General features: G+C 43.3%; 6 protein-coding genes. All 6 read right to left on the bottom strand.

Going from position 1 to position 12,153, the window contains the following annotated elements; translation table 11 throughout:
- Window positions 1-172 precede the first annotated feature (172 nt).
- Complete coding sequence (locus LPH68_RS13880; RefSeq protein ID WP_118194740.1) at window positions 173-1,744, bottom strand: ClC family H(+)/Cl(-) exchange transporter; 1,572 nt, start codon at window positions 1,742-1,744, stop codon at window positions 173-175.
- 173 nt (window positions 1,745-1,917) lie between these two features.
- Window positions 1,918-4,236 (bottom strand): glycoside hydrolase family 3 N-terminal domain-containing protein, encoded by a 2,319-nt coding sequence (locus LPH68_RS13875; protein WP_225450368.1) that lies wholly within the window; start codon window positions 4,234-4,236, stop codon window positions 1,918-1,920.
- On the bottom strand, window positions 4,226-5,809 hold the full coding sequence (locus LPH68_RS13870) for a sulfatase (RefSeq protein WP_118194738.1): 1,584 nt from the start codon (window positions 5,807-5,809) through the stop codon (window positions 4,226-4,228). Before LPH68_RS13870 ends, LPH68_RS13875 begins: the two co-directional genes overlap by 11 nt.
- Window positions 5,810-5,843: 34 nt before the next feature.
- The gene (locus LPH68_RS13865; RefSeq protein WP_118194736.1) at window positions 5,844-7,331 is read right to left on the bottom strand and encodes a sulfatase; all 1,488 of its coding nucleotides are present in this window, start codon (window positions 7,329-7,331) and stop codon (window positions 5,844-5,846) included.
- Window positions 7,332-7,342: 11 nt separating this feature from the next.
- Window positions 7,343-9,007 (bottom strand): RagB/SusD family nutrient uptake outer membrane protein, encoded by a 1,665-nt coding sequence (locus LPH68_RS13860; RefSeq protein ID WP_134985106.1) that lies wholly within the window; start codon window positions 9,005-9,007, stop codon window positions 7,343-7,345.
- Window positions 9,008-9,033: 26 nt separating this feature from the next.
- Window positions 9,034-12,153 (bottom strand): TonB-dependent receptor, encoded by a 3,120-nt coding sequence (locus LPH68_RS13855; RefSeq protein WP_134985107.1) that lies wholly within the window; start codon window positions 12,151-12,153, stop codon window positions 9,034-9,036.

Below are 12,153 nucleotides of genomic sequence, written 5' to 3'. Positions count from 1 at the left end.
TCATAAGAAAATATAGGCACTGACTGAATTAGCTAAATGAGCGGAGAAAAACTTACCACCAAATTTGACGAAGAACCTTTTTCAACTTTATAGTAGGAAAAACTTTCGTTCATTTCTGCATCGTTTCATTCTTTTTTAGACTGTTCTGAATTTATACTGCCAACACCTATACTCAATAAATATTCGCCATACTCACTAAAGGTTCATACAGTTTCTCTATATCCTGTGAGTCCATCTCTATTTGGACCTGATCTCCAGGCATTAATTTCTGTCCTTTGGGAGGCCAATTCTTACGGTCACGATGCACATTTATAATTATGCAACGTTCCGGTAAACGAAGTTCATCTACAATCTTGCCATCTAAATAAGACCCGCTCATTACTTCTACAGACAATGTATAACGGGGCTCTTCCTTAAAGGCAGGTGAATGAATCATATCATCATATAAAATTACATTGAACGGTTTTATCTGAAGCATTTCCGTAAAGTAATAGGTTAATCCACCTACAACAATGGAAGGATAAAAGACTTCCAAATGTCCCGTAATCTCGGTTATTAAGACAATAGCCGTCAGAGGTGTACGAATGACTGCTACAAGAAATGCCGACATACAAATCAACATGATATAACTGATATTCTCATAAGCAATCACACCCTGTTGAACCATAATCAATCCCACTATTTGCCCTAAAAGTCCTCCTGTCACCAGCGTAGGGATAAAACTTCCTCCCGGTAAACCCGAAGAAAAAGAAAAGGTACTAAAAACGAAATGCAGCAACATCATGCCGACAATCCAAAGAATATGTGTATCCGGATGTATGGCCTGTGATAGCAAGAACTGTTCTCCTCCTCCCGTCAGATTAAACTCGGCCATAGAAATCAGAAAAGCGATAAAAAGCAAATACAGCATCTTCACGTATTCAGGATGCTTAATAGCGGGATAAATACGTTTCATCTGAAGAGTAGTGACAGAAAAGAATTTTCCAAAAACAGAAACTACTGCCGCCAACAAAAGAAACAGTTTCACCTGTCCCCAAAAAGTCATTCCAGGCACAATGGCATCAATATGAAAATAGGGATTGATAGGGAAAATCCAACTGGCAACCCCGCCTGCCACGACTCCTGCCAAAAGCGTGGTAATGGCTGTTTTAGGTGCATCGAACCGCTCGATAGATTCGATAACCAACAATGAGGAAGCTAATGGGGCAGCAAAAGCAGCCGCCAATCCGGCACCTGCACCGGCAGACAATAATTGTTTCCGTTCGCCACTAAGCACCCTCCCCCATTTTGATACCAAATATCCGACATACGAACCTATCTGTACGGAAGGTCCTTCACGCCCCAAAGACAATCCGGTACTTAATGCAAGTATCCCACCCACAAACTTCGCAACCAATTCCAGAAAAGGATGCTTATAATCAACCCTCCCATTAATAACCCCACGTGTTTGCGGAATCCCCCCGCCGGTAATAAGCGGCATTTTCTTCACCAGCCAGGATACAAATACAAGTATTCCCCACATCAACAGGAAAAGAGGGATATACCAATACCACTTGGGATGAGAATCAAAGAAATCATGGCGGAGATTAAAGAAGAACTGTAACAGGTAATGATAAGGCACGGCAACGAGTCCCGTCAGTAATCCTACGAAGATACTGACAAAGTAAAGTCGTGCATCAATCAACTTCAATTTAAAGATTCGCCAACGACCCTTATCCTTCAATTTACCAAAGAAATCAAACATCCGACAAAGTTTTCATTATTTCTATGCACGACATACAACAATGCAAACCCTGCCGAGGTTCCCGAAATTACAATAAATTAGGCACGGATTTCACGATATACGCGGTTCTAACTAAATAAAAGCCGTGTAATCTATGAAATCCGTGCCTAATTTACATGCGGAATGTGCCTTATCTAAAGAACCTCCATTTTCACTTTCTTCAAATCTTTATCTTGCGAAGAAGAACCAATCATAATTTCAAATTCCCCTTTCTCTACTCCATACTGCATATTTCGATTCCAGTAAGCCAGTTTATCGGGAGTAACTGTAAAAGTAACCGTTTTCTTTTCCCCCGGTTTTAAAGTAACCCGGGCAAAATCCTTCAATTCCTTCACCGGACGAGTAGCGGAACTATAAATATCACGAATATAAAGTTGCACAACTTCAGTACCTTCACGGTCTCCTACATTCGTCAGTTCAATACTTGCGGTAAACGAATCTTTATCTGAAATCCTAGTATGAGAAAGTTTCAGGCTGGAATAAGCAAAACGGGTATAGGACAAGCCAAAACCAAACGGGTAAAGAGGAGTACTCGGACCATCGATATACTTATGGAAGTATTGCGATGGTTTATGATTGTAAATCATCTGAATCTGTCCACTGTGACGGGGAATACTAATAGGAAGTTTTGCCGACGGATTCACCTTCCCGGCCAGGATATTGGCTAAAGCACGCCCTCCTAAAGACCCCGGTTCCCATGCTTGAACCAATGCCTGCACATTTTGCGCAATCCAATTTACACTTAACGGACGTCCGCCAACCAAAACAACGATTGTAGGCACACCGGTTTCATGTATTTTTTGCACCAATTGATTCTGTGTACCCAATAAATCAAGTCCCATACGATCAATATTCTCGCCACAAGTCTTGCTTTTCTGATAACGTAAGGGATTCTCCCCTACCACTACAATAGCCAAATCCGACTTCTTTGCTATTGCAGCCGCCTCGTTCACTTTATCCATGGAATTTTGGCGGACATCATCACCATAATTGTAATAATTCACTTTTGCACTACCAGCAATTTCCCTGATACCATCCAAAATAGTCACTACATTAGCATCCGGTTGTTGAAGTGTCCAATCTCCTAAAATAGTATGATTATTCGCATTCGGCCCTGTCACTAAAATATTCTTATAGTCAGAGAAATCAAGTGGCAACAAATCATTTTCGTTCTTCAACAAAACGATAGATTCCTCCGCCATTTCAAGAGCACTCTGCAGGTGCTCCTCATTAGATAGAGTTTGAGCGGTCTTCTCCAAACAGACAAAAGGATTTTCGAACAATCCGAGACGGAACTTTGCTTCGAGGATTTTAGAACAGGCGCGATCAATCTGCGCTTCAGAGAGCCTTCCCTCTTTTACTAATTCTACAACCTTCTCCAAAAAATCAGGTCCGTGCATACGCATATCCAATCCTGCATCGATCGTTTCATAAAAGGCATCCTTTAAAGTAGGCGCCGCATGATGCAGGTCGTGGATTCTATCCACGTCCATCCAGTCACTTACAATAAACCCGTTAAATCCATACTCCCCACGCATTATATCCGTCATCATCCACCGATCCGCATGACAAGGGATCCCATTCAGTTCGTTGTGAGCGGCCATCAGCGTAAAAACATTCGCTTCTTCAACCGCCGCTTTATATGGTGGAAGATACACCTCACGCAATGTACGTTCCGATACGTCCATCGGAGCCGCATTTGTTCCGTTCGAAGGTTCGCTACCTGCAATAAGATGCTTGGCACAAGCCAAAGCCACTTCCGTTCCTTGACAGTCTTTCCCCTGAAATCCCTTGATGGTAGCCACCCCCATGCGGGTCACCAGATACGGGTCTTCTCCAAAAGTTTCACCTACACGCCCCCAACGGGCATCACGCGCTACATCAATATTCGGAGTAAATGTCCAATGAGCTCCTGTTGCACGGACTTCCAATGCCGCTTCACGGCTGATTCGTTCTACCAGCTCCGGATGGAAGCTGGCAGCCTGACCGATAGGCGTGGGATATACAGTAGCCCCACTGACTAAAGCATTGCCATGTATGGCATCAATGCCAATAAGTAAAGGTATCTGCAAACGACTTTTCATAGCCAGCTTCTGCAAATCATTACTTTCTTTAGCCGTCACTACATGCAGGAAAGACCCTACCAATCCTTTTTCCGTCAGTTCCAACAACTGATTGACCGAAAGATTCGGATAAAATCCATTAGCATCATCTCCTTTTGCTATCTTCTGCCCCTTAAAACGTTTTTGTGTTTCACGAATATGTCCGGGGCCGACATACTGGCACATCTGTGCAACTTTCTCCTCTAAAGTCATACGCCCCATCAGGTCCGTCACCCGTCGTTCAACAGGTTGGCCGGGCTCCTTATATATTGGTTGCTGTGCCTTACCAAGCAATGTAAACGTAAGCATTGCCATCATCATCCAAACTTTCATTGTCAGTTTATTCCTCATATTTAAGCATATATTTATCTGTCAGTTTTCTTCTTTCTTCCAACGACATCGTATCGTTATACTCCTTCTGCAATTTTACAATCTCTTTTTTAAGTTCTCTGATAATCTTGGCATACGCCGGATTATCATACTGATTGGTAAGCTCGTTCGGATCCGCCTGCATATCATAAAATTCCCATTGGTCGATATTATAATAGAAATGAATCAATTTATAGCGGTCTGTACGGACTCCATAGTGTGGCTGCACATTATGCCACTTCGGATACTCAAAATACTGGTAATAAGCAGACTTGCGCCAGTTCTTTTCCACCGTTTTATCACCTTCCAGTAATCCTTTCATACTGACACCTTGCATATCAGAAGGAATCTTCACACCAGCATAATTGAGCAATGTAGGAGCAATATCCACATTTAAAGTAAGATTCTTCAAGCGCTGTCCTTCCGGGATATGCCCCGGATAGCTGATAAGGCACGGCATCTGCAAAGACTCTTCATACATCCAGCGTTTATCATACAAGCCATGCTCTCCCAGGAAAAACCCCTGATCGCCCATATAAACAATTATCGTGTTCTCGTAAAGTCCATTTTTCTTCAGATATTCCACTACACGCCCTACCTGATCGTCCACCGAACGCACCACTCGCAGATAATTCTTCAAATAAGTCTGAAACTTCCATTTCTTTAAATCTTCCCCTTTCAGGTTTGCATCCGGTGTCCAATACTGATTCTTGCCGGAACCTCCCCACCACAGCCATTTATTCTTTTCTTTCTGCGAAAGTCCTGTAGGAGGAATCTGTTTCAAATCCCCTCTCGACAAGTGGTTTTCAATGGTAGCCATTGACTCGCCAATGGTCTTTTCGCGGGTACGGTAATCATCGTCGAAAGTTGCAGGATATGGAAACTCCACATCTTTGAATAAATCGAGATAACAGGAATCAGGTTCCCATGGACGATGCGGTGCTTTGTAATGCAGCATCATACAAAACGGTTTATCTTTGTCACGCTGGCTTTCCAACCATTCCAGTGCATAATTGGTGGTTAGCCGGGTAGCATAGCCTTTCTCTTTTTTCTTCTTTCCGTTTGTACTGTAAACAGGATCCCAATACGTGCCCTGCTGACTTGGATTAGCATGAATTTTGTAATAATCGAATCCGGCAGGGTCAGAGAACAAATGCCATTTACCAAACAAAGCTGTCGTATATCCATTCTCTCTCAATATCTTTTGATACTGTTGCTGTGTATTATCAAAAACGATTCCTCCCTCATTCTGATAGAATCCATGAGTGGTGCTATACTTTCCGGTCAACAGACAGGCACGGCTCGGACCGGAAATAGAATTGGTGCAAAGCATATTCTCCATAATCGCACCATTATGTCCAATCGCGTCAATGTTAGGAGTCGGCGCCAGTTTTGCATTAATCCCACCATAAGCACTGACTGCCGTACGTGCATGGTCATCCGACAGAATAAAAAGAATATTAGGACGTTTATCCACCTTCTGCTGGGCTACGACCATAGAAGGCAAAGCAGCCAAGCTACACCCCAGCAGAGACAATAACTGTTTATTTTTCATTGTATTTATTATTTTACTAATTATAAGAATATTATCACTTTCTCTTGTGTGCCTGTGTGCCTTTCCTTTCAGGTTTATCCGCTTTCGGCACTTGTTTCATAAAGTCTTTTCCCCGGCGGGCCAATATCTCCTTCTGAAGCTGTGCGACAATCTCCTTATTCTCCGGTGCATCCGCTACATTCTTCGTTTCCAAATGGTCGTTACGATACAGGAACAGCATGTGCCCTTGGAAATTCCCCGCTTTGTCATTCCATTGAGTATAACCATAATCGCGGTCGAAATAAGTCACCCCGCTATGCCATTTGATAATAGCACAATCCTTCCATGATTTATCCTCGCCAGTCATCAACTTCATCATGCTTTCTCCTTCCGTATGATGAGGAACAGGCAATCCGACCGCTTCACAAAGAGTGGGATACACATCGACGAACTCAACCACTTTAGGTTCCGCCCCTTTCTTTTGATTACCCGGCACTTTGATAATTAAAGGAGCATTATTCACAATATTGAAGTTTGAATGTTTACACCACTGATTATGATCGCCCAAACTCCAGCCATGATCGCCCAACAAAACGACAACTGTATTTTTGTCCAATCCCAACTTTTTCAGTTCTGCCATTATCTTACCCACCTGCGCATCCGCATAGCTGACACAGGCACGATATCCACGAATCAGCTTCAACGCTTCCTCCTTCGGAATATCACTCTTAGCGGGAATGTTTTTATAATAACGTATCTCATTGTAAGCGTGAAAAGCCATATCCGGGAATCCCTCCCGATTGAAATCAAAAGTTTCGGGAACACGAATCTGTTTCGGGTCATACAAATCCCAATACTTCTTAGGCGCATTGAAAGGTAGATGAGGTTTCAGAATACCAACAGCCAGGAAAAAAGGTTGGCCACTCTTCTTCAACCGACGCAAGTCTTCCATCGTTTTATCCGCAGTCTTTCCATCAAAATAAGCGTTGTCCGCCACATCCAGACATTCAAAAGGTTCGGGACCACCTCTCTGCTTTTCTACTGACAGGTTCTCATCTCCCAAATAATCCCTCCATGTTTCCGATTTACCTTCCGGCATCCAGACTTCCGTCCAGGAACGCTCTTTCGCATCATTCTTGCCATGTATCACCTTGCTATTGGAAATCGTGACATATCCGTTTTCCCTAAAATACTGTGGCAGAGTCACCGTACCCGGTGCTTCTCTGTCGATTTCGGCATTTACATCCCAAAAGCGAGTCTGCCCCGGACGTAAACCGGAAAAAAGCGACGCACGCGACGCACCGGAAACAGGTACATTACAATATGCGTTTTCAAACATCACTCCCTGGGATGCCAAAGCATCCATATTAGGTGTTTTCATGTACTTTGCACCATAACAGTTGAGTTCCGTACGCATGTCGTCCATAATCAGAAACAGTACATTTTTCTTCTGTTCGCCCTTCTCTGCCTGGGCATGCATTACATTTGCATGCCCACACAGTAAAGAAGGGACTATAAATAAACTAAACCTATTGATATTCATCGTTTTTAATTTTAGTATCCGTAGTTTTGTTCTTCCTGACTAATATTCTCATTACGAATAATCTCATCTGCGGGAAATGGCATCAGTAGATTCTTCTTCACTGTTTCATCTGTAATCTTATACGTATATACAAACTTCACATTAGCAGGATCTAACTTCTGTGCTGCATACCACGCTTCCACTTGTGTATTATGTTCTTCCATTATTTTTCTTAAATATTCCGTTCCGCGGCGGCGGATCGTGTACCATTCATCACACTCTCCTGTCAATTCTTTCAAACGCTCACGGAAGATTCGTTCACGAAACAAAGCCTTGTCAGCTTCTTCCTCGGGAGATACGGCAAGCGGATAGACTTCCGTTGCCGGATCAATCACACCATTACCATCCGCATCACGTGCACGATCGAGCACCTCATTCAAGTAACCGGCGGCATCAGACGAACCAATTTCATTGGCAGCTTCGGCCAGTACCATCAACAAATCCGCATAACGGTAATATACAAAATTTGCATTAGAAGCAGAAGCAGTCATCATAGGATCATAATACTTCTTCCATGCCGGATATTCCGAGTCACCCTGTTTATAGACTAGTTTATTATCTCCTGTGCCACTTGTTCCCGCCTTTTTGGTAGTAGGATAAAGCAGGATATTTTTCTTTTTGGCATCTGCGATAAAGATATTAGTATAGCGCCCGTACACGAAACTAGCTTCCCTGCGTGGGTCCCCCTCGTCAAACTGATCGAAAGCACGCTGCGAAGGACGCGTCTTTCCCCAGCTTTTTCCTTCAGTTGCTATGTTGCTCATTAATTCGTGACCGACAGGGAAAGTAGTCTCCGTCAGGCGTCCGCTATTGACAGCCGAAGCAAACTGAATTTCAAAAATAGATTCTGCATTGTTCTTGTTGGCACTGCCAAAGAGTTTTGCATACGGACGAACCAGTTTGTACTCTCCATGATCGTACACATCTTTGGCAGCGTCATAAGCCTTTTGCCAGTATTCCGAACCTTCTGTATTGCCCGCCAGCGTCAGATATACTTTGGCCAATAAAGCCTGTGCAGCATATCTGTGCGGATGTCCTTCTACCTTATCTGCCGGTAAAGGCAACATCCCATACGCAGCTTTCAAATCATCAATAATCAGAGTATATACTGCGGAAACATCGGCACGAGGAGCCTGTGCTTCATTATAATCAAGTACAGGTTGCGTCACAAGAGATACTTTGCCAAAAAGACGTACGAGATTGAAATAAGTAAGTCCACGAATAAAATGTGCCTCTCCTGTAATCCGGTTCTTTTCCGATTCAACGCTGATCGTACTGGATTTCATTCCATCAATAATATCATTAGCTATACGGACGGTTTCATACATTCCATTATAAGCATTGGTCATATTTACGTCCGAAGGAAGAATGTTCATGGTGGTCAGATTTACGTCATTCGCCTTGATGCTGACTCCCATACCGGAAGTGACACTCAACACATGAAAATAGTTGAATGCATAGCCGTTATACCCCGCCATATTTCCATAACACCCGGCAAGAGCGGCCTTTGCTGAACTCAACGAATTGTAGACACCTGATTTTTCGACGGATGTATCCGGTGTTTCCACCAGAAAATCATCACATGCTACTGCACCGAGCACCACGCATGACAAAAGAATATATTTAAGTGTTTTCATCTTATACTACTTTTTAAGATATACATTTAGAAATTAGCTATCACACCAAAAGTGAAATTACGGGCAGACGGATAGGAAGTCAAGTCAATACCAATACGGTCTGCATCATTGGCAAACGTATTCACATCCGGATCATAACCACTGTATGAGGTAATCGTGAATACATTGGAAGCCGTAAAGTTGAAAGTAAGGCTCTGTATTGTTTTCACTTTCTTCAATTTAAGCAGATAGCTTAATGAGATGTGGGATAACTTCAGATAAGATCCACTCTCGATATAGCGGTCGCTCAACACACCTTTCGGTTCGTATCCGAGACGGGGATATGTATGGCTCTTATTTTCGGCAGTCCACGCCTGAAAGAAAGCATCTTTCCGTACATTCTTATTAGCATTCTTTACATCCGTTTCGTCTATCAGATTGGCATTGATGATATCATTGCCTACCACTCCGTTGAACGCCATATCCAAAGTCCATTGTTTATAATTCAGAGTCGTATTCAATGCATACGTAAAGTCCGGATTGGGATTACCGATTATCACCCGATCTTTATCATCAATCACACGGTCGCCGTTTTGATCAACATACCGCACATCACCGGGAAGCATTTCCGTACCTTTCATCGTGAGCGGATGCTGCTGATTCTCCGCACTGTTATATTCTTCTTCCTGCATAATACCGGCAGTCTGATACCCCATAAACAGGCCAATAGACTTTCCTACCAGAAATACGTTTGCCGGGAATTTGGTATATGTATTATTCCCTACATTTTCGCCCCAGTAACCACGCATATTCTTCAATACGCCGAAATCGGCAGGCGACATTCCCAGTTCCTTAATCGTATTCTTTACAAAAGCTATATTTCCTCCGATTGTCCAGTTCCATGATTTAGTAGCAACGGGAGTTCCTTCTATCGCAAATTCAAGTCCCTTGTTTTCGATCTTTCCATTGTTGACCCACATAGAGTTGTAACCACTGGCATAAGGCAAGGCTATCTGCTGAAGCAAATCTTTTGTCTTTTTAATATAAGCGTCCGCTGTAAACGTCAGACGTTGGTTGAACAAGCCGAGGTCGACTCCTATATTATATTGTTCGGAGGTTTCCCACTTCAAATCCGCATTTGGAATACGTGAAGGAACAATGCCGGGTTCCAAGCTTCCATCAGGTTTCGCTGAACTATTGCTGTTATAGCTTGCCAAAGTTTGATAAGGAGAGATGGCCTGATTGCCCACCTGTCCCCAACCCAAGCGTAACTTCAGATTAGATACTTTATCGAACTCCTTCATCCACTCTTCCTGATTGATTCGCCATGCCAATGCAAAAGAAGGAAAATAGGAGAAGCGGTTTTTCTTATCGAACTTACTAGAGCCGTCGGCACGGAAAGTAGCAGTTGCGACATAACGATTGGCATAATTGTACACACCACGCGCCAAAACCGAAAAGAGTTGTTCACCTGTTTTCGTCAACTGATAAGGGTATTGTCTCGCAGCCTGTGAAATTCCGTCAGCACGAAGGTCTTCAGTAAAAAAGTCCTCTCCCGTCACACTGGTTTGTTTCACTTGCTTATTATTGTAGACTACTCCTAGCGTTCCGTTCAAATTATGCTTCTTTGTAAAGGAATGATTAAACATCATCAGTGCTTCGGTGTTATACGAATAGGTTGTCAATCCGGCAATACCGGCTTTTCCATTTGTTTGTGAGCCATTAGAAGTCAATTTGCCGAACCACATGGCACGTTCCTTATTTCGATACACCAATCCGCCTTTCACTCTGAACGTTAACCATTTGAATGTTTTCACATCCAATGAGACGTTCGTATTAAATGTATTCTCCTTACTATCATCGTCATAATCAGTAAACCATGCTTCGGGAGAGGTCAGGTCTTCATCGTAATTGGCATAGTCATCACCGGAAGACACTCCTTTATAAGGTTTGAATGAAATCATGTGGCGAACAATACTTGTACGCGTATTTGCGAGCTTGTCCGTACCCGAAGTCATTGATGTGTTGATAGAACTAAATGCAGAAGTAGTCTTCAGGCTGATACGGTCATTAATCTCCTGGTCGAGATTGAGGCGGATGTCGTACTTGTCAACTCCGGTTTTACGAATGACTCCTTGCTGATCAGAATAACCGAGAGCGAGATAATAAGTCGTTTTCTGACTCTTTCCACTGACGCTGGCACGATAATTCTGCGAGACAGCCGTGCGGGTAGCCTCTTTCTGCCAATTGACCGAGAGTATACCGTCCATCGTCATCGGAGTGCCGTCTTCGCCTATGAATTCTTTGGCATTACGGAAATCAATATAGTCTTTAGTGCCCAACATTGGAATTTCACGAGCTAATGTAGAGAAAGTAACATTGGCACTTACAGTTACGCTCGGTTTCCCTGTTTTCCCCTGTTTGGTAGTGATAAGCACCACACCGTTGGCTCCCTGCGAACCGTAGATAGCCGTAGCAGAAGCATCTTTAAGAATCTCGATATTTTCAATATCCTGCGGACTGATAGCTGCTAACGGATTTTGTGCATCCGCACGCGAATTACCTCCTCCGGTACCGGCAGACATCGGATCAGCCGTATCTCCCAAATCGGAGATTATATTTCCATCCACTACATACAGTGGAGAATTGTTACCACGCAAAGAACTGGTTCCACGAATACGTACACTTACCGAACCGCCTGGAGCGGCACTGCCGGTAGAAACCATTACACCAGCAGCTTTTCCCTGAAGCATTTTGTCGAATGAAGTGGCACGGGCAGCTTCTTCAGCGCTGGCCTTTACGGAAGTGACCGAACCTGTCAGGTCACTTTTACGCATCGAACCGTAGCCCACTACGATTACTTCATTGAGTTCCGTAACTTCCGGTTCCAGTTCAATAGTTAATATAGAACGTCCCTTTAAAGCTACATGCTTGGTTTTATAGCCTACATAAGAAACGACAAGTATATCTTCTTTCACACGGTCAACTTTCAAGGTGAATTTCCCGTTCAAGTCTGTAATAGTCCCACTGGCAGCACCTTTCACTTGGACTGTTGCACCAATGACGGGTTGCTTCATTTCGTCCAGCACTGTACCCTCCACTTTGATAGCCAAAGCCAGAGCTGTTTGCAGAAGTAAGACAATCAAGAGCAAAAATTTTGTTTTCAT

This window comes from Bacteroides sp. 1_1_30, assembly GCF_020982715.1.
GTDB lineage: Bacteria > Bacteroidota > Bacteroidia > Bacteroidales > Bacteroidaceae > Bacteroides > Bacteroides xylanisolvens.
Note: the sequence above shows the minus strand (reverse complement) of the source record. Positions and strands in the feature narration are given on the sequence as shown.

Bases quoted from the DNA above. Each gene is read 5' to 3' on its own strand.
- LPH68_RS13855 (WP_134985107.1), bottom strand. From the start codon at position 12,153: ATGAAAACAAAATTTTTGCTCTTGATTGTCTTACTTCTGCAAACAGCT.
- LPH68_RS13865 (WP_118194736.1), bottom strand. From the start codon at position 7,331: ATGAATATCAATAGGTTTAGTTTATTTATAGTCCCTTCTTTACTGTGT.
- LPH68_RS13860 (WP_134985106.1), bottom strand. From the start codon at position 9,007: ATGAAAACACTTAAATATATTCTTTTGTCATGCGTGGTGCTCGGTGCA.
- LPH68_RS13880 (WP_118194740.1), bottom strand. From the start codon at position 1,744: ATGTTTGATTTCTTTGGTAAATTGAAGGATAAGGGTCGTTGGCGAATC.
- LPH68_RS13870 (WP_118194738.1), bottom strand. From the start codon at position 5,809: ATGAAAAATAAACAGTTATTGTCTCTGCTGGGGTGTAGCTTGGCTGCT.
- LPH68_RS13875 (WP_225450368.1), bottom strand. From the start codon at position 4,236: ATGAGGAATAAACTGACAATGAAAGTTTGGATGATGATGGCAATGCTT.